At 73.3% G+C, this 17,197-nt stretch carries 17 protein-coding genes and 1 riboswitch; of the genes, 6 read left to right on the forward strand and 11 right to left on the reverse strand.

Translation table 11 applies throughout. The features are described from left to right. Positions 1 to 96: 96 nt before the first annotated feature. Positions 97 to 465: a hypothetical protein gene (locus GVV75_RS02325; protein WP_159813288.1), complete on the forward strand. Its 369-nt coding sequence runs from the start codon at positions 97 to 99 to the stop codon at positions 463 to 465. Between the two features lie 103 nt (positions 466 to 568). Here GVV75_RS02325 and GVV75_RS02330 read toward each other — a convergent pair whose 3' ends face one another. Continuing rightward, positions 569 to 1,192: a hypothetical protein gene (locus GVV75_RS02330; RefSeq protein WP_159813290.1), complete on the reverse strand. Its 624-nt coding sequence runs from the start codon at positions 1,190 to 1,192 to the stop codon at positions 569 to 571. Between the two features lie 223 nt (positions 1,193 to 1,415). Between GVV75_RS02330 and GVV75_RS02335 the strand changes: the two genes are divergently transcribed. After that, positions 1,416 to 1,772: an RNA polymerase-binding protein RbpA gene (locus tag GVV75_RS02335; protein WP_159522924.1), complete on the forward strand. Its 357-nt coding sequence runs from the start codon at positions 1,416 to 1,418 to the stop codon at positions 1,770 to 1,772. A gap of 161 nt (positions 1,773 to 1,933) precedes the next feature. On the opposite strand, the gene GVV75_RS02340 is transcribed toward GVV75_RS02335, so the two are convergent. From GVV75_RS02340 to GVV75_RS02370, 7 genes are all read right to left on the reverse strand, one after another. After that, positions 1,934 to 2,698, reverse strand: a complete 765-nt coding sequence (locus tag GVV75_RS02340) for a polyprenol monophosphomannose synthase (protein WP_159813292.1) — start codon at positions 2,696 to 2,698, stop codon at positions 1,934 to 1,936. Beyond that, a complete protein-coding gene (lnt, locus tag GVV75_RS02345; protein ID WP_159813322.1) occupies positions 2,695 to 4,344 on the reverse strand; it encodes an apolipoprotein N-acyltransferase in 1,650 nt (549 codons plus the stop codon). Before lnt ends, GVV75_RS02340 begins: the two co-directional genes overlap by 4 nt. Positions 4,345 to 4,397: 53 nt before the next feature. Next, positions 4,398 to 7,367 carry a DEAD/DEAH box helicase gene (locus GVV75_RS02350; protein WP_159813294.1) on the reverse strand — a complete coding sequence of 990 codons (2,970 nt, stop codon included), beginning with the start codon at positions 7,365 to 7,367 and terminating at the stop codon, positions 4,398 to 4,400. Between the two features lie 21 nt (positions 7,368 to 7,388). Beyond that, positions 7,389 to 8,252, reverse strand: a complete 864-nt coding sequence (tatC, locus tag GVV75_RS02355) for a twin-arginine translocase subunit TatC (protein WP_159523756.1) — start codon at positions 8,250 to 8,252, stop codon at positions 7,389 to 7,391. Between the two features lie 92 nt (positions 8,253 to 8,344). Continuing rightward, the gene (gene tatA / locus GVV75_RS02360; RefSeq protein ID WP_159523758.1) at positions 8,345 to 8,602 is read right to left on the reverse strand and encodes a Sec-independent protein translocase subunit TatA; all 258 of its coding nucleotides are present in this window, start codon (positions 8,600 to 8,602) and stop codon (positions 8,345 to 8,347) included. A gap of 75 nt (positions 8,603 to 8,677) precedes the next feature. Next, on the reverse strand, positions 8,678 to 9,727 hold the full coding sequence (locus GVV75_RS02365; RefSeq protein ID WP_159813296.1) for a helix-turn-helix transcriptional regulator: 1,050 nt from the start codon (positions 9,725 to 9,727) through the stop codon (positions 8,678 to 8,680). A gap of 1 nt (position 9,728) precedes the next feature. Then, a complete protein-coding gene (locus tag GVV75_RS02370) occupies positions 9,729 to 10,700 on the reverse strand; it encodes a helix-turn-helix transcriptional regulator (RefSeq protein WP_236266032.1) in 972 nt (323 codons plus the stop codon). A gap of 58 nt (positions 10,701 to 10,758) precedes the next feature. Here GVV75_RS02370 and GVV75_RS02375 point away from each other — a divergent pair, with 58 nt between their 5' ends. From GVV75_RS02375 to hisG, 3 genes are all read left to right on the forward strand, one after another. Further along, positions 10,759 to 11,940: a DUF3866 family protein gene (locus tag GVV75_RS02375; protein WP_159813300.1), complete on the forward strand. Its 1,182-nt coding sequence runs from the start codon at positions 10,759 to 10,761 to the stop codon at positions 11,938 to 11,940. Positions 11,941 to 12,055: 115 nt separating this feature from the next. Beyond that, positions 12,056 to 12,319: a phosphoribosyl-ATP diphosphatase gene (locus tag GVV75_RS02380; RefSeq protein ID WP_159523766.1), complete on the forward strand. Its 264-nt coding sequence runs from the start codon at positions 12,056 to 12,058 to the stop codon at positions 12,317 to 12,319. 17 nt (positions 12,320 to 12,336) lie between these two features. Further along, the gene (gene hisG, locus GVV75_RS02385) at positions 12,337 to 13,182 is read left to right on the forward strand and encodes an ATP phosphoribosyltransferase (protein WP_159523768.1); all 846 of its coding nucleotides are present in this window, start codon (positions 12,337 to 12,339) and stop codon (positions 13,180 to 13,182) included. A 42-nt stretch (positions 13,183 to 13,224) separates the two neighbouring features. Here hisG and GVV75_RS02390 read toward each other — a convergent pair whose 3' ends face one another. Both GVV75_RS02390 and GVV75_RS02395 read right to left on the reverse strand, forming a co-directional pair. Further along, positions 13,225 to 14,292 carry an ABC transporter substrate-binding protein gene (locus GVV75_RS02390; protein ID WP_159813302.1) on the reverse strand — a complete coding sequence of 356 codons (1,068 nt, stop codon included), beginning with the start codon at positions 14,290 to 14,292 and terminating at the stop codon, positions 13,225 to 13,227. A 54-nt stretch (positions 14,293 to 14,346) separates the two neighbouring features. Next, positions 14,347 to 15,186: an ABC transporter permease gene (locus tag GVV75_RS02395; RefSeq protein WP_159523772.1), complete on the reverse strand. Its 840-nt coding sequence runs from the start codon at positions 15,184 to 15,186 to the stop codon at positions 14,347 to 14,349. Positions 15,187 to 15,326: 140 nt separating this feature from the next. After that, positions 15,327 to 15,468: riboswitch (FMN riboswitch) on the reverse strand. Positions 15,469 to 15,655: 187 nt separating this feature from the next. On the opposite strand from GVV75_RS02395, the gene GVV75_RS02400 reads away from it, so the two are divergent. Continuing rightward, positions 15,656 to 16,609, forward strand: coding sequence for a DMT family transporter (locus GVV75_RS02400; RefSeq protein ID WP_159523774.1), 954 nt, complete (start codon positions 15,656 to 15,658; stop codon positions 16,607 to 16,609). Here GVV75_RS02400 and GVV75_RS02405 read toward each other — a convergent pair. Beyond that, complete coding sequence (locus GVV75_RS02405) at positions 16,589 to 17,182, reverse strand: isochorismatase family protein (RefSeq protein WP_159523776.1); 594 nt, start codon at positions 17,180 to 17,182, stop codon at positions 16,589 to 16,591. The two genes, GVV75_RS02400 and GVV75_RS02405, sit on opposite strands and share 21 nt — an antisense overlap. Positions 17,183 to 17,197 lie beyond the last annotated feature (15 nt).

The following is a 17,197-nucleotide window of genomic DNA, read 5'->3' on the forward strand; positions in this document are numbered from 1 at the left end:
TCACTTATGTCATTCCCGTGTCGGCGCGGGTCACTACCAGCCTCCTCACAGGTTGCTCAGGGCTTCGACGAAGGTCGCAACTCTAACGTCCGAATCATGGCCGAAAGTAGTAGGTCCGCCGAGACTGGGACGGGGACGATGGAGACGATCTACATCGACGAGTCGGGGGCGCCGATCCAGGCGCCTCGCGACCGGTTCGCCGGCCGCCCGGACGCGTTTGCCGAGGGCGTCCCGGACCCGCTGGGCCGCGACCTCCTGGCGCCCGTGTGGCGCACGGGCATCGGCGCGGGAGCCGTCCTGGCGTGCGTCGGGCTGCTCGCGATCATTCTCGGGCGCGGAGCGGCCGCGCTCGTGCTGTGGCCACTGGGGGCCTTCGGCGTCGTCGTGGGGACGACGATCATGATGGCGGCCATCCGGGCCCGTCGGCTGGTGCTCGCCATGGCGACGGCGGGAGAGCGCGTCTGAGGCGGCGGGACCAGAAGGCCTGCCCGCCGGCTAGGGGATTCCCTCGTCGACACGAAATGACATAATGTCCATTATCGGTGAACGATGAGAGGGCTGCGCGCGGCTAGCCCCGCGCGACGACCCTGGCGGCCAAATCGAGGACGCGCGAGGTGATGCGGTTCTGGATCCGCATGGAGCGCTGCCAGTCGCCCGCGATAAGCAGGGAGTGATCCGCCTGGGGGAACTCCAGGACCTCCAGGTCCATCCGTGGGCGGGGACCGCCGCGCCACACCGGGTCCGCGGTTCCGCCGGCGACGAGCGCGGGCGCCTTGCCGAGCTCAAGGGTGGTCAGGACCGCCTCGTCGTCGAGCACGGGGGTCAGCCAGGCCGCTGGGATCGCCTCGCGTTCCGCCCAGGGGGCCAGTCGAGTGCCCAATGACTTGCCGACGATCAGCATCGGGGACTCCCGGCCGGTCATGCGCTTGGACGCGGACCGCGTCCAGTGGGCCTGACTCTCCAGCTCCTCCAGGCTGCTCGGCGGCTCGTCCCATTCCAGGGCCACCACCGCCCACCCGGCCTCGGTGAGGGCGGTGGCCGGCCAGAACAGCAGCGGCATGGAGGCCGTGTAACCCAGGCCGGGGACCACGAGGCACAGGCCCACTGGCTCGGCGCGCCGCCCGGGCCAGAGCCTCAGGCGCGCCCGCGAGCCGCGCGCCGTGGGCCGCAGAACTGTCATGGCGTCGGACATCAGGGCCTCCTCCAGCCATTCATTCAGGGTATGACCGCAGCATCTCACGTGATGGGGCCGCGCGCCCGCGAACGCTATGATGTGGGCTGGCCCGACGCGGTCCGGGAACACTCCCGGCCCTCACCGTGTTGAGGTCCACGGCGTCGGCCGCCCCTTGGCCCCTCACCCGCGCGGTGATCGGGCGGGACGGCGCCCCGATTCACCGTACCCAGGAGGCACAGGCATGGCAGACCGCGCACTGCGAGGCATGACCATCGGCGCTAAGTCGATGGAGTCCGAGGAGGGCGTCGAGTTCGTTCAGCGGCAGGAGATCACCTACGAGTGCCCTGAGGCGCATGTCACGGTGGTCCCCATGGCGATGGAGGCGGAGGTCCCCCAGACCTGGGAGTGCCCCGAGTGCGGTCTTCCCGCGGTGCGCCTCGGCGAGGAGGACGAGCCGGAGTCCGATGAGCCCAAGAAGGCTCCCCGCACGCACTGGGACATGCTCCTGGAGCGCCGGGAGATGGACGAGCTCAAGGTCCTCCTCGACGAGCGCCTGGAGATGCTGCGCACCGGCGAGATCTATCGCGAGCGTTTCTGAGCGCCCTCAAAGCCAGGCCCCGAAGAGACGGGCGCGGCCGGGCGGCTCCCATGAGGAGCCGGCCCGGCCGCCCTTGTGCTCGCAGGTGCTTCCGGGGCCGCGCTGCCGCGCCCCGGCCGTTCCGCGGCGCCGGAGCGCCCGCTGGGCCGTCAGGGCCGCGCTCACCTGCCGCGCAGGCGGTGGGCGGCGGTGGAGACGAGGCCGGCGAGTTGGGCGCCCCGCTTGGCGGCGCCCCAGCGGGTCACGAGGGCGAGCTCCTCGGTGAAGATGCCGCCGCTGAGTTTGGATTGGCCGGCCTCGCGCTCCATGAAGGTGATGGGCATCTCGACGATCCGCCCGCCGGCTTCGTCGACGAGCTTGGTCATGTTGACCTGGAAGCCGTAGCCGAGGGCCTCGATCGCCGAGAGGTCCATGCGGCGCAGCAAGTCGGCCCGGTAGACGCGGAAGCCGGCGGTGGCGTCCTTGACGCGCAGGCCGAGCATGGCGTTGATGTAGAAGTTGCCCGCACGGGACAGGGCCACGCGCTTGGCGTCCCATCCCTCGGTGGCTCCCCCGGCCACCCAGCGCGAGCCGATGACGAGATCCGGGGCGTCGGCCATCTCGGCGCGCTGGATGAGCAGGGCGAGGTCCTCGGCGCGGTGGGAGCCATCGGCATCCATCTCGACGAGCAACTCGTAACCAGCGCCTAGTCCCCAGGAGAATCCGGCGAGGTAGGCGGGGCCGAGGCCGTTCTTCTCGGCGCGGTGCAGAACGTGGATCCGCTCGTCCGCGGCGGCGCGGCCATCGGCGAGGTCGCCGGTGCCGTCCGGGGAGTTGTCGTCCACGACGAGGATGTCGGCGGCCGGGGCGTGCTCGCGAACCCTGTCCAGGGCCACGGGCAGTGACTCGATCTCGTTGTAGGTGGGGATGACGACGAGTGCCTTCACGTCCGCTTCCTCCGTGTGGTCGTTGATCGCCCGCTGCTGGGAGCCGAGCCTGAGGCGCGACGGCGCTGCCGGGATCCGCCCCGCGGGGCGCGGACGGCCCAGCGCCGTCGTCCAGCGGACACCATACCGGTGATGGCGAGCAGCGCCCCGGCGATCAGCGTCAGACGCGCGGGCCAGTACCCGAGCCGGTCGGCGATGGTCAGAGTAGTCCGCAGCGGGAGATCGGCCACGAGCGAGGACTGCTCATTGCCGGGGAGCTCCTGCTCGATGGTCCCCCGGGGGCTGATGACGGCGGTGATGCCGGTGGTGGAGACTTGGAGGACGGCACGGCCGTGGACGACGGCCTGCACCCGGCCCTGGGCGATCTGCTGGCCGGTCTCCGAGGTGCCGATGAAGTTGGCGTTGTTCGTGGGGATGATGATCGCCTCGCCTCCCCGCCGGACGCCGTCGCGCAGGAGATCGTCGTAGGCGACCTCGAAGCAGATGCCGACGGCCAGTGCCACGTCCCGCCCCTGGGAGGCCGATGGCACGGCGAGAGTGGTCGGGCCGGTCCCGGGGAGCATGTCGACGCCGATGCGGTCCACCTGGGTGGTCACCCTCCTGATCCAGGAGCGCAGGGGGACGTACTCGGCGAAGGGCACGGGGCGGTGCTTGCGGTAGTACGGGCCCGCTCCCGTGATCGGGGACCACATGAGGAGGTCGTTGTAGCGCGCATCGTCCTCGTACTTGACCGCTCCGACGAGGATCGGGGCGCCGATAGCCCGGGCGGCCTGGTCAATGCGCCGCGCGGACGCGTAGTGGTCGCGCGGGTCGAGGTCGGCGGCGTTCTCCGGCCAGACGACGGCGTCGACGGCCCCCGGGCCGATCTCGCCCGCGAGGCGGGTGGTCTCATCGGCGTGCTTGCCGGTGACCTCAAGGGCGCGGTCGTAGGAGTCCCGCGCGTCGGCGACGCTGCCCTGGACGGCGGCCAGGCGCAGGGTGCCGGACTCGGCCCGGGAGGGCATGGGGATGGCTAGCGGCGCGACGGCGGCGGCTCCCGCGGCGATGAGGGCGGTCAGCGCCCCCAGACCCGGGCCGTGGCGCAGGGCGCGGGCGGCCTCGGCCAGGAGGGCGCCGATGAGCGCGACGAGCAGGCCGAGCCCGGTGACGCCTCCGATGGAGGCCAGGGGCAGGAGTGGGGAGTCGGCCATGGCGAAGGCGAGGCGCCCGAAGGGGAAGCCTCCCCAGGGCCAGGAGGATCTCAGCTCCTCGACGGCGGCCCATAGCACCGCGAGGGCGGTCACCCGGGCGGCGGCGCCGCGCCAGCCCGACCCGCTGCCCTCCCCGCGCCCGTCGTCGAGCGGACCGAGCCTGCTCACCCAGGACCAGGCGGCGCCGAGAAGCGCAAGGTAGGCGGCCTCGGTGATCGTCAGCGCCACCCAGCCCAGGGCGTTGCCCATGGCGGGCACCGTGAAGTGGAGCAGGGGGGCGAAGAAGGCCAGCCCGACGACGAAGCCGAGCCAGGCGCTCCTCCCCCACGTCCGCCCGCGCGCGATGATGCCGAGCCCGGCCACTCCCACCGGCGCCGCCCACCACCAGTCCAGCGGGGCGAAGGCGGAGGTCAGGGCCAAGCCCGAGGCGGTCGCCCAGGCGGTGGGCAGGATCATCCTCCGCGTAGCGCGGGCCAGGCGCTCCCCCAGGTCCCGGCCAGCGCCCGCGCTCACACCCCGGACCATGCGACCACTCCCCTGCCGACGTCGAGGCTCGCCTCCGCGGCGGTGAGCGCCAGCGCGGTGAGCGCCTCCGCGTCACGCGGGTCCGCGCCCGGCTCGGGGACGAGTCCGGCGAGCTGGCTCAGGACGTCGAGGAGCTGCTTGGCCCAGCGCACGAAGTCCCCGGCGGTCATATCCGTGGCGTCGAGGACCTCGGCCAGCTCGGCTCCCCGCGCCCAGGCGGCGACGGCCCCGGCCAGGGCCGGCTCGGCACCCGGGGAGTGGGCGATGCGCCCCAGGCCCTCCAGGTCGTTGATCGACCGGGAGACCCGCAGCTCGCCGCGCAGGACCCGCCCCAGCCTGCTGCCCGGGGAGACGGGCAGGCCCAGGGACTGCGCGCTCAAGCGCGGCTCGTACACGCAGGCCGAAACCGCCCCGGCGAGCTCGGCCGGCCCCAGGGCGTCCCAGAGCCCGGAGCGCAGGCACTCGGTGATCAGCAGGTCCCTCTCGGCGTACACGCGGGCGAGGAGGCGCCCGGCGCTCGTGACCCGCAGCTCGGCCTCAGGGCGCCCCTCCTCAACGGGCTCGAGGTAGCCCAGTTGCAGGAGCACCTCGCAGACGGCATCGAAGAGCCGAGCGATCGTGCCGGTGCGGGTCTCGATGCGGGACATGATCCGGGCGGCCTCGGCACGGGCCTTGGCCCACTTGCGCCCCACGCGGGCGTGCTCCTCGCGGTCCGGGCAGCCGTGACACGGGTGGGCGCGCGCCTGGCGCCGCAGGTCCTCGATGCGCTCGGCGGTGGTCACCTGGGAGCGGCTGTCCGCCTCGCCGCGCCGCTGGGCGGGGCCAGTGCGGCGGCGCTTGCGCACGGGCGCCTCGGAGAGCGTGCCTGAGCGGATGGCGTCGACGAGGCGCCCGACGAGCCGGTCGCGGTGCTCCCGGCGGCGAATGTCCACGCTGCTGGCCACGCGCAGACAGCCGAGCCTCATGACGCCGTCGGGCGAGGTGTCCGGGCTGAGAGTGACCACGCGCCCGTCCTCCCCCAGGACGGTCAGCGCCGGGGCCCCGGTGCGGTCCTCCCCGCCTGAGAGCACCACCGCGTGCCGGGAGCGCCGCCCCTTGCGGTAGACGACGACGTCGCCGCGCCGCAGCGAGGCCATGGATCGCCCGGCCTCGACGCGCCGGGCTGAGCGGCGCTCGGAGGACAGGTCTGCCTCCGCCTCGGCGATCTCCTGGCGCAGGGCGGCGTACTCGCGGAAGTCCCCGAGGTGGCAGGTCATCCGGGCCTCGAGTTCCTCCAGGCCGCGGCGCTCGCGGCGGGCCTGCGCGGCGAGCTCGACGACGCCCCGATCGGCCTGGAACTGGGCGAAGGAGGACTCTAGGACCTCCCGCGCCCGCTCGCGGCTGGTGCGGCCCAGCAGGTTGACCGCCATGTTGTAGGTGGGTCTGAAGGCGGAGACGAGCGGATAGGTGCGCCGCGAGGCCAGTGAGGAGACCAGGGAGGGCTCGACGTCGTCGGCGGCGAGGACGATTGCGTGGCCCTCGGTGTCGATGCCGCGACGCCCCGCGCGGCCGGTGAGCTGCGTGTACTCGCCGGGGCTGAGGGTGACATGCGCGGAGCCGTTCCACTTGCGCAGCGACTCCAGGACGACCGTGCGCGCGGGCATGTTGATGCCCAGCGCCAGGGTCTCGGTGGCGTAGACGACCTTGACGAGGCCGGCGCTGAAGAGCTCCTCAACGGTCTCCTTGAACACCGGGAGCAGGCCCGCGTGGTGCGCGGCCACGCCCCGCTCCAGCGCCGAGGCCCATGAGTGGAAGCCGAGGACGCCCCGGTCCGTGGTGGGGATGCCGGCCGTGCGGCGGTCGATGACTTCGCGGATGCGCTCGGCCTCCTCCCGGGTGGTCAGGTCCACTCCCCCGGCCATCGCCTGGCTGACGGCGGACTCGCAGCCCGCGCGGGAGAACACGAAGACGATCGCGGGCAGGAGGTCGGCCGCCTCGAGGGCGCTGATGACGGTCAGGCGCGAGGGCGGGCGGAGGCGCCCCAGCCGGGCACCGCCCGCGCCGCGCCGGGGGGCCCGGCCGCCGCGCCTCCAGGGCTGGGGGCCATCCCCGCCGCGGCTCTTGGAGGCGGCGCCCTCGGCCGCGGCGGCCCGCTGGGCGGCGCGCACCGCCTTGACGAGATCGGGGTTGAGGGGCGGAGCGGGCTCCGACGGCGGGGCGCCGTTATCGCCTCCGGCACTGCCCGGGGCGGCCTCGGGGGCTCCCCCGCCGTGGGAGTACAGGGGCAGGAGCCTGTGTCCCACGATCATGTGCTGGGTCAGCGGCACGGGCCGGTGCTCGGAGACGACGACGGTGGTGCTCCCCCGCACCTCGCCGAGCCACTGCCCGAACTCCTCCGCGTTGGAGACGGTGGCGGACAGGGACACGACCCGCACCTCGGGGGCGAGGTGGATGATGACCTCCTCCCACACCGGGCCGCGGAAGCGGTCAGCGAGGTAGTGGACCTCGTCCATGACGACGTAGCCGAGGCGGTCGAGGTCGCGCGAGCCCGAGTAGAGCATGTTGCGCAGGACCTCGGTGGTCATGACGATGACGTCGGCGTGGGGGTTGATCGAGGTGTCACCGGTGAGCAGGCCGACGCGCTCGGCGCCGTGGCGGCGCGTCAGGTCGAGGTACTTCTGGTTGGACAGGGCCTTGATGGGCGTGGTGTAGAAGGTCTTGAGGCCCTTGGCCAGCCCCAGGTGGACGGCAAACTCCCCGACGACGGTCTTGCCGGCGCCGGTGGGGGCGGCGATGAGGACGCCCTCGTCGCGCTCGAGCGCTTGGCAGCCGGCGACCTGGAAGTCATCGAGTTCGAAGCCGAGCCCTGAGGCGAAAGCCGCGAGCTCGGTGCGAGAGGCGGCCTGGCGGCGGCGGGCTGCGGCGTATCGCTCCGCGGGCGGGGCGGGGGCGTCTGAGTGGCGGGACGGCGTCATCGGCATCGGGGAGCGCGCGGCTCAGGAGGCCGATCCCGGCCCGGCTTCGATCGCGGATCGTGAGGGGCGGGCGAGGGCCGCGTCGAGCTCGGCGTCGAGGGCCGCGCGGCGCTTGGCGAGGCGCTTGTCGTGTTGGATGGCGATCCCGCAGGCCCCGAAGTACAGGCCGATGATCGGGATGGACATGAAGATCATGGACCAGGGGTCCGGCAGGGGGTTGGCCACGGCCATGAGCGCCACGATGCCCACCACCGCCCACCGCCAGCCGCGCAGGAGGGTGCGGCCTTTGACCAGCCCCAACTGATTGATCGCCACGAGGACCTCGGGGAGCAGGAAGGTGAGGCCGAAGACCAGGATGATCCGGGTGACGAAGGACAGGTAGGGACTGGCGTCGATGAACCCGGTGGTCGCCCCGGCCGGGATGAAGCCGGTCAGGATGTCGATGGCGTGCGGGAGAATCCAGACCCCCAGGGCGACGCCGGCGAGGAACAGGAGGGCGCCGATGCCGCAGTACAGCCAGGCGTAGCGCTTCTCCTTGCGCGTCATGCCCGGGCCGACGAACGCCCAGAACTGGAACATCCAGATGGGCGAGGAGAGGATGAAGCCGAGCCAGATGGACACGCGCAGGCGGATGTCGAAGGAGGACAGCACCGTGCCGAAGTTGAGCGACAGGTTGGCGCCCTTGGCGTTCGCCTGCGAGATGGGGCGCGTGATGAGGGCGAAGGCGGGCTCGTAGAGGAAGTAGCCCACGATCGAGCCGACGACGATCGCGATCGCCGAGATGACGATGCGGTTGCGCAACTCGCGCAAGTGATCCCCGATGGACATGCGTGCCTCGGGGTTGTCCTTGCGGCGGGCCTTGGAGGCCTTGGGCACGGTGACCATGGGCTGCTTCCTGCGACGGCGGGTGTGTCTGGCCGCTCAACTGCGGCGTTGATCCGGGTGGATCCGTGGGGGCGCTGCGTGGCGCCAGGCTCTCACTGCTGGTTGGTGCCCTCGGCGCTCTGCTGGGGGGCGGCCTGGCCCGGCTGGGTGGGCTGGGTGTAGTAGGTGCCCTGCTGGGGCTGCTGGAGCTGCGCGGGGGCGTCGTCCTCGCGGAGCTCCTTGACCTCCTTCTTGAAGACCTTCATCGACTGGCCGAGGCTCGAGGCGATCTCGGGCAGCTTGCCGGCCCCGAAGACGAGGAGGATGACGACGAGCAGCACGATCCAGTGCCAGGGCTTGAGTGCTCCCATGATGATTCCTGCTTCCGCTTGACGATGCGCGACGTGATCGCACCTGAGTGTAGCGGGCCCCGATGAGGGCCCCGCTCACCGCTCCGCCCCGGCCGGGGGGTTTCCACCGTCGGCGTAAGCATCGAGCGCGGCGAGAGCGGCCTCGCGCGCGCTCCGGGCCAGACGCGCGGGAGCGACAAAGCGCAGGTGGCGCCCGGCCGACAGGACGAGGCCGCGCAGCCAGTCCCAGTCCCGCCCCTCGACGACGGCGCGGATGGCCCCGTCGTCGAGGATCTCGGCGCGGGTGCGCGGCAGCTGCTCGATGAGCCAGCGGCCGGTGGGCTCGAGGATGAGTTCTGCCGTGGGGGCCCCGGTCGGGTCCTGCTCGTGGCCGGGGCCGCGTCGCCTCCGGTGGGTGGTGCCCGGGGCGCTGAGGACGTTCGCGGCCAGGATGCGATCGAGGCGGAAGCTCCGCTCGGCCCTGGCGGTTAGGCACCAGGCGGTCAGGGTGAGCGTGGAGCCATCGGAGCGCAGGGCGATGGGGTCGACGTCGCGCTCGGAGGGGGCGTCGGTGGCCGAGACGTAGGAGAGGTGGAGCCTGCGCCCCTCATCGAGGGCGCGGCGTACCTGGGCGAGGACCGTCGCGGGGGCCGCCTGTGGGACCGGACCGGCAGGACCGGGCTCGTCGGGGGCGGCCGGCCCGCTGGGCGCCTCGGGAGCGCCGAGGGCGTCGTCGTCGGGCGGGGGCGCCGCTGGGCCGAGCAGGCAGGCCAGCGCCCTCTCGGCGCCGCCCAGGGCGGTGGCGGCCCCGGCATCGGCGCCGAGCACGCCGCGCAGGACCCTCACGGAAAGCAGGAGGGAGACTGCCTCCTCGTGGGAGAGGCGCACGGGGCGGTCGAGGCCCTGGGCCTGGCTGAGACTGAGACGGCCCGCCTCCCAGGCGGTCGCGGAGAAGTCGACGAGGTCGTCGTGCAGGCCGCCGGGCAGGCCGGAGACCCACAGGGTGCCCACATCACGACGGATCGTGTCCTCGTCGACCTCGAAATGGGCGGCGGCCTCGGCGATGGTGGCGCCGTCGTTCTCCGCGACCCATGCTGGCAGGGCCAGGAGGCGGACGAGGCGCGCGGCGGCGGGTGTGCGGGCCATGTCAGTCCTCCCCCTCGGTCACGGTCTCGGCCGTGAGCCCGGCCGCCCCGCGCAGATGCGCCAGGACAGCCTCGCGCAGGTCAGTGGGCCCGAGGACGACGACGGCTTCGCCGAGCGCGGCCAGGGCGCCCGCGAAGCTGAAGGGGTCGGCGTAGGGGACGCGGATGACATCGCGCCCCCGCCACCGCTCGTCGGGAGCGTCATCGGGCGGGGCGCCTTGGGCTCGGGCCCGTAGGCCGAGGGCCCTTCCGGGCATGACGGCGAGCCGCGCGGTCCTGGGCCCGGGGGCGGCGGGGGGCGGTGGCTCGAAGGCGCCCGCGGGGCCGATGGGGGTGATGGGGCCGAGGATGCGGGCGAGGCGGAACCTGCGGGGCTGGTCGGCGTCCCGGTCCCTGGCGTCGAGGTACCAGGCGCCTTCAAGACGGGTGATCCGGTGGGGATCGACCCGACGGGCCCGCGTGGCCCCGGAGCTGCCGGGCGAGGAGGAGGCGTAGTCGAAGGCGACGGCGCGGCGCTCCTCGATGGCGGTCAGCAGCGCCAGGGGGATCTCGTGGCCGGCGAGGTCGACGGTGAGGTCCGGCAGGGCGCTGCCGCCAGTGTCGGCGACGGCGCGCAGCTTGGTGAGTGCCCGGCGGGCCGCGGCGGGCAGGGCGCCGTCGGACCAGGCGGAGGCGGCCAGGGCCAGGGCGCTGGCCTGGGCGGAATCGAGGTGGATGGCGGGCAGGGCGTAGTCGGCGTCGTCGACGCGGTAGCGGACGGCGTCGGAGGGGCCCTCGGTGAGGATGGCGATGCCGAGCTCGCGCAGGGCGTCCTTGTCCCGCTCGAACATGCGGGCCGCGGCGGCGCCGCCGGCCGGGTCGTAGCCGGACACGTCCCGGATGATCTGCGCGGCGGTCAGGCCCGCTCGGGTAGCGCGCAGGGCGAGCAGGAGGTTGATCTGCCGTTCCTCGGCGGGGATGGCGGTCGTGGGCACGCCTCCAAGCGTAGGCCCCGCCGCCGCTGGCGGCCCGCGGTTCATCTATGGTGGCGCCATGATGCTGCGCGATGCCGAGATCGCCTCCCTACGACGGGCCTGGGGCGCGCCGGGCCGGCGCTGCGCCGAGTTTGAGGCGCGGATCACCGCCGCCCCCGAGGGCGCCGCCGCGCTCGTGGCGGGCGAGTTCTGCCGGGCGGTCGCCTATGAGGCGCTCGGCGGCCTGCCGGGGCCCGGTGAGCGCGTCCGCCTGGAGGTCTCCGCGCTGGCGCGCCGCCTGGGCACCGGAGGGCACGCCATGGTGACGGCTCGGCTCGACGTCCTGCCCGCCGACCCCGCGCCCGGCGGCCACCTCGTCAAGGCCCGCTACATGCCGGACCAGGTCATGGTCACCGGCGTCGACGAGCAGGCCACGGAGCACCACCACGTCCTGGCGGCGCCCATCGGCGAGCGGGCGCTGGACGGCGCGCCCGTCGTCGTCGCGGACCTCCACTCCAGCCTGCCCGCGATCCTCGCGGGCCTGCGCTCCCCCGGCGCCGCTCCCGGGCCCGGCCCGCGGGCCGCCTACGTCATGACCGACGGCGGGGCCCTGCCCCTGCCCTACTCGCGGGCGGTCTCCGCGCTCGTCGACGCCGGATGGCTGGCCGGCACGGTCACCGCCGGTCAGGCCTGGGGCGGAGACCTTGAGGCGGTGTCCGTCCACAACGCCCTGCTCGCAGCTCGCCATGTGCTGGGCGCGGAGGTCATCGTCGTCATCCAGGGCCCGGGGAACCTGGGCACGGGCACCCCCTGGGGCTTCTCAGGGGTGGCCTGCGGGGAGGCCATCAACGCGGCCGCCGCCCTCGGCGGGCACCCGGTGGCCTGCCTGCGCATGTCCCAGGCGGACGCCCGGCCCCGGCACCTGGGGGTCTCCCACCACTCGATCACCGCCTACGGGCGGGTCGCCCTGGCCGGCGCCGACGTGGTCGTGCCGGTGGGCGCGCCCGACCCCGCCGGCATGGAGGGCTTCTGGGCCCGGGCCCGCGAGCAGGCGGCCCGTGTCTGCGGCAAGCGCGAGCGCGGCCAGCAGCACCGGCTCGTCGAGGCGCGGGCCGAGGGGCTGCGCGAGACGCTGGAGGCCATGGAGGCGGCCACCGGCATCCGCCTGTCCACCATGGGACGGCACCTGGACGCCGACGAGGCCGCCTTCATCGCGGCGGCCGCGGCGGGCAGGCACGCAGCGTCCCTCGTCACCCGGTAGATCGGGCCGCCCGGCGCGGCGGGGCCCGGATCGCTCCCCCGACCACCGGCCCGCGCGTCCCCGCGCCGGTGAGACCGGTGCGGAGATGCGCGCCCGCGTGGACTAACCTGGGCAGATGACACGCTTCGACGATCTTTTCGCGCAGTTGCAGGAGCGGGCCGCCACACGGCCCGAGGGATCGGGCACCGTGACCGAGCTCGACCGCGGCGTCCACTTCATCGGCAAGAAGCTCGTGGAGGAGGCCGCAGAGGCCTGGATGGCCTGCGAGCACGAATCCGATGAGGCCGCCTGCGAGGAGCTGTCCCAACTGCTCTACCACACCCAGGTCATGATGATCGCCAAGGGCTACACGCTCGACGACGTCTACAAGTACTTGTGACCCTAAGGACCACCACCATGCTGCGCATCGCCGTCCCCAACAAGGGCTCCCTGTCCGACCCGGCCATCTCGCTACTCAAGGAGGCGGGCTACCGCGCGCGCCGCACCGGGCGCGAGCTGGTCCTCCGCGATGAGGCCAACGACGTCGAGCTCTTCTTCCTGCGCCCCCGCGACATCGCCGTGTATGTTGGCCAGGGCACGGTCCATGCCGGCATCACCGGCCGCGACCTCCTCCTGGACTCCGGCGTCCAGGCCATCGAGCACCTGGCCCTCGGCTTCGCCCGCTCCACCTTCCGCTTCGCCGCCCCCGCCGGAGCCATGAGCGATCTCTCCGACATCGCGGGCAAGCGGATCGCGACCTCCTACGACGTGCTCGTGCGCGCGTTCCTCGCCGAGCGGGGCATCGAGGCCGCCACCGTCCACCTCGACGGCGCCGTGGAGTCCTCCGTCCACCTCGGCGTCGCCGACCTCATCGCCGACGTCGTCGAGACCGGCACCACCCTGCGCGCCGCTGGGCTGGAGGTCTTCGGCGAGCCGATCCTCACCAGCGAGGCGGTCCTCATCACCACCGAGGCTTTCGCGGGTGAGCCGGGACTGGCCACGCTCGTGCGGCGCCTCGAAGGCGTCATGCGGGCGCGATCCTACGTGCTCATGGACTACGACGTGCCCATCAACCGCCTGCGCCAGGCCACCGAGATCACACCTGGCATCCAGTCCCCCACGGTGTCACCGCTGCAGAACCCGGAGTGGGTGGCGGTGCGCTCCATGGTGCCGCGCGCGGATATGAACCGCCTCATGGATGAACTCCACGAGGTGGGCGCCCGCGCGATCCTCGTCTCCGAGCTGCTGGCCTGCCGGCTCTGACCGTGCCCCGGGGCGCTTCCTCTAAGCCCTGGGGCGCGCCCGTCAGGCGGCGAGCAGCGGCTGGCAGACGGCGTCGGCGGTGACCTCCGTCGGGCCGAGGATGCCCTGAGTGCCCAGGAACTCGATCATGGTGGCCGCCTTGGCCCGCTCGAGCGCCCCGATGGTGGTGTCGGAGCCCTGAGGGGCGATGAGTTCTGCCGTGGCCACGGCGACGGCGCGGGCCTGCGCGGCCTGCGCGTCGTCCACCAGGTCGGGCACGTACTGGCGGGTCGCGGTCACTGCGGCATCGGGGTCGGCCACGAAGGCGGCCATGCCACGCGAGGAGGCCATGACGGCGTCGGCGAGCTCGGCGCGGCGCGCCTCCAGGACCGCCCGCGTGGTGACCAGGGAGGCGCCGATGAGGGGGACGTCATCACCGATGGGGATGGTGCGCACGGCCACTCCCGCCTCCTTGAGCCCGACGGCGTCGTTGTTCGAGAAGCCGATGATCGCGTCGGGCCTGGAGGCGTCCCCCGCGCTGGGCTTGGGCTGGGCCAGGGCGGCCTGCTGGGTGAAGCCGATCTCGAGGATCGTCAGGTCGGATTCGCTCAATCCGGCGCTCCGCAACGCCACCTGGAGGGCGTACCAGTTCTCCCCCGTGCGCCCGGGCAGACCCACGACCCGGCCCTTGAGGTCGGCCAGCGAGGCGACGGCGGAGTCCTCGCGGGCGATGACGCATCCCGGGTGGCGCTGGTAGTAGCCGCCGATGACCACCAGCGGCGAGCCGTTGGAGGCCGCGACCACCGCCTCATCGGCCCCGGCGATGACCATCTGCTCGGTGCCGGCCAGCAGCGCGTCGAAGAGCCCCTCGGAGCCGCCGTGGTGGCGCAACTTGACGGCCGGCTCGTAGTCCTTGTTGGCCAGGGCCATGTAGAAGGGCGCGAACTGGATGTTCGGCGTGTAGGTCAACCCGATGGTCAGCGGGCCGCCCGTCGCCGCGCCGCCGGGCCGGAGGGCCTGGGAGGCAGTGCCCGACGAGCAGGCGGCCAGGGCGCCGCCCCCGGTCAGGGCCAGGGCGGAGGCGATGAGGCCCCTGCGGGTGAGACGGGGGCGGGAGGACTGTCTGGTCACGGTGTTCTCCTTGAGTAGTACGGGTCGCGGGGCAGTTCGGTCAGCGGTCGGGGCTCAGGTGGCGCGCCTCCCGCGCAGGGCGGCGACGGTCCGGCTGCGGTGCTCGGCGACCAGCAGCAGCCAGTGGACGGTGGTGGCCATGACGCACAGCAGGGTGATGGTGGCGAACAGGCCGGTGGTGTCGACGGCGTCGCGCTGGATGGACAGCAGCTGCCCCATGCCGTCGCCACCCATGACCATCTCGCCGATGACGGCGCCGGTGATGGACAGGGTGAAAGCCGTGCGCACGCCGGCGAGGATCGCCGGCAGGACCATGGGCGCCTCCATGTGGATGATCATCGTCCAGCCGTGCGCGCCGTCGAGCCGGGCCGCGTCGAGCACGTCGGCGTCCAGTCCGCGCAGGCCCAGCAGGACGGTGACAGTGATCGGGAAGAAGACCATGAAGGCGCACAGGACGACGATCGGCACGGTGCCGTAGCCGATCCACAGGACGAGCAGGGGGGCGATGGCGATCGCGGGGACCGCCTGGCTGGCCGCCACGTAGGGCAGCACCGCGCGGCGGAAGAGCTCCCAGTGGTGCAGCATCCAGGCCAGGGGGATCGCGAAGGCGGCCGCGCTGGCGCAGCCCAGGACCGCCTCGCGGAGCGTCACCCAGGCGTAGTCCAGCAGGCCGGCTCTCGTGGTGGCCAGCCACAGGCGCTCCAGGACCCGCAGCGGGTCCGGCAGAAGGATCTGCGGGATGGCGCCGCCGCGGGAGAGGGCGAGCCAGAGCAGCAGAACGACGGCGCCCACCAGTAGCGCGGGCAGGGGCCCGCCGCGCTCGTCGCTCCGGCGCCTGCCACGCCACGAGGGTCGTTCCGCGCTCGTGGCGCTGGGACTGCTGCCGCCTCGCACCTCGGTTCTCCTCCGGGCTCTCCCCCGGTGGCCCCGGGGGCGCTCTCCGGGGTGGTGGGCCAGCGGCGCTCAGGGCGCGGCTCCCGTGGCGGCTGGCGCTGATGGCGCCTACACGTGGCCTATCCGGCCCACGCGGCCGCCCCGTGCTTCCTCCCATCCGGACTCTCACCGTCGGTGCCGGAATTCCACCGGCTCAGCCGAGCCGTCCCGCCCGGCGGGCGAAGGGCTCGGGTCGCGGACTCTCACCGCCGGCTCGGATTTCCACCGACCCCGGAGCACGTTGCTGGGGTGACTCTACCCCGAGGAGGCCCGCACCGCCCAACGGCGCGACGGGGGCGAGACATCCACGCATCGGCCCCGTGACGAGGCCGGCCAGGCGCGCCGGGGCGCCGTGGGATCGGCGAGGGCGGGGTTCCGGATCTACCATCGGGAGGAGTGAGCCGTTCCCTCTTTCGCCCCGGAGGTCGTCATGCCGCCCAGCGCTGAGACGGCGTCGTCCCACGCGGCGGGACCGGCGCTCCTTTCCTCACTCCTCCCCACGGCCTGCCTGCTCCTGGTCACCGCGATCTGGGGATCGACCTTCTTCATGCTCAAGGACGCCCTCGACCACGTGGGGGCAGCAGACTTCCTGGCGGTGCGCTTCGCGATCGCGGGCGGCGCGGCCTGCGCACTGTCGGGGCGGCGACTGCGGGCGCTGAGCCGCGCTCAGGCGCTCACGGGAATCGGCGTGGGCGCGGTCTACGGGCTGGCGCAGATCGCGCAGACGGTGGGGCTGCGCTATGCGCCGGCCTCGACGGCGGGCTTCATCACCGCCCTGTACGTGGTCATCACGCCGATGCTCGCGCTGGTCCTGCTGCGCGCGCGCGTGTCCCGGGCAACGTGGGTGGCGGCCGTTCTGGCGCTTGGCGGGGTCGGCGCGCTGAGCCTCGACGGCCTCGCCCTGGACGCGGGCATCCCACTGCTCCTGGCCTCGGCGTTCCTCTACGCGCTGCATATCGTGCTCCTGGGCCGCCTCGTTAAGGGGCGGGACCCCCTGAGCCTGACCGCGCTGCAGATGCTCGGGATCTGCGCCGTCCTGTGGCCGGCGGCGCTGCCGGGAGGGGTACGGGTGCCGATGACGTGGAGCGTGTGGGGCCCGCTGCTGTGGATGGCGCTGGCCTCGGGCCTGTTGGCCCTGCTGGTCCAGACCTGGGCGCAGGCGCGGATGAGCGCGGTCCGCGCCGTGGTGGTCATGACCTTCGAGCCGGTCTTCGCCTCGCTGTTCGCCATCCTCGCCGGTCAGGAACCCATGACCTGGCGCCTGCTGGTGGGCGGCGGCCTGGCGCTGACAGCGATGCTGCTCTCCGAGCTCGGGCCCGTGGTCCGCGCCGAGGGCCTGGCCCGGCGGGGCGGTCGGGCGGCCTCAGAGATCCGCTCCGCCTGAGTCCAGCGCCTCCACTCCAGCGAGGGCGAGCTCGGCGAGGACCGCCGGCGCGCTGCCCTCGCTCACGGGCGCGGTGAGATCGGTGAGAACCCGGGTGGTGTATCCCAGGGCCGCTGCCTGGAGGGCGGTGGCGCGCACGCAGTAGTCGAGGGCGAGCCCGGCGACGTCGACCGCGCCGATGCCGCGCTCGCGCAGCCACGGGTCGAGGTAGGTCCCGGCGGTCGGCGCGTCAAGGCCCTCGAAACCCGAGTAGGCCGCGGAGTACTGGCCCTTGTAGAAGGCGGTGGCCCCCGGCGCGGCGGAGGTGATCTCGGGCCGCAGGGCGGCGTCGTCGGTGCCGGCGGCGGCATGGACGGGCCAGGTGTCCACGAAATCGGGGTGGGCGGAGAAGTGGTCGCCCGGCTGGATGTGCCAGTCCTGGGTGGTGACGATCACGGCGTAGTGGGCGCCCGCCCCGCCGTTGAGCCAGGCGGCGATGCGCCTGGCGACGGCGGTGCCACCCGTGACGGCCAGGTGGCCGCCCTCGCAGAAGGTGTTCTGCACATCGACGATGATGAGCGCGCGTTTCATCATCGTGCTCCCCTCTCC

Origin of the sequence: Actinomyces sp. zg328, assembly GCF_009829635.1 — a bacterium.
GTDB lineage: Bacteria > Actinomycetota > Actinomycetes > Actinomycetales > Actinomycetaceae > Actinomyces > Actinomyces marmotae.

Excerpts from the sequence above, each read along its gene's own strand:
- GVV75_RS02365 (WP_159813296.1), bottom strand. The coding sequence starts at position 9,727 with ATGGCCCGCACACCCGCCGCCGCGCGCCTCGTCCGCCTCCTGGCCCTG.
- GVV75_RS02325 (WP_159813288.1), top strand. The coding sequence starts at position 97 with ATGGCCGAAAGTAGTAGGTCCGCCGAGACTGGGACGGGGACGATGGAG.
- lnt (WP_159813322.1), bottom strand. The coding sequence starts at position 4,344 with ATGATCCTGCCCACCGCCTGGGCGACCGCCTCGGGCTTGGCCCTGACC.
- GVV75_RS02400 (WP_159523774.1), top strand. The coding sequence starts at position 15,656 with ATGCCGCCCAGCGCTGAGACGGCGTCGTCCCACGCGGCGGGACCGGCG.
- GVV75_RS02380 (WP_159523766.1), top strand. The coding sequence starts at position 12,056 with ATGACACGCTTCGACGATCTTTTCGCGCAGTTGCAGGAGCGGGCCGCC.
- GVV75_RS02335 (WP_159522924.1), top strand. The coding sequence starts at position 1,416 with ATGGCAGACCGCGCACTGCGAGGCATGACCATCGGCGCTAAGTCGATG.
- GVV75_RS02350 (WP_159813294.1), bottom strand. The coding sequence starts at position 7,367 with ATGACGCCGTCCCGCCACTCAGACGCCCCCGCCCCGCCCGCGGAGCGA.
- hisG (WP_159523768.1), top strand. The coding sequence starts at position 12,337 with ATGCTGCGCATCGCCGTCCCCAACAAGGGCTCCCTGTCCGACCCGGCC.
- GVV75_RS02330 (WP_159813290.1), bottom strand. The coding sequence starts at position 1,192 with ATGTCCGACGCCATGACAGTTCTGCGGCCCACGGCGCGCGGCTCGCGG.
- tatC (WP_159523756.1), bottom strand. The coding sequence starts at position 8,252 with ATGGTCACCGTGCCCAAGGCCTCCAAGGCCCGCCGCAAGGACAACCCC.
- GVV75_RS02375 (WP_159813300.1), top strand. The coding sequence starts at position 10,759 with ATGATGCTGCGCGATGCCGAGATCGCCTCCCTACGACGGGCCTGGGGC.
- tatA (WP_159523758.1), bottom strand. The coding sequence starts at position 8,602 with ATGGGAGCACTCAAGCCCTGGCACTGGATCGTGCTGCTCGTCGTCATC.
- GVV75_RS02405 (WP_159523776.1), bottom strand. The coding sequence starts at position 17,182 with ATGATGAAACGCGCGCTCATCATCGTCGATGTGCAGAACACCTTCTGC.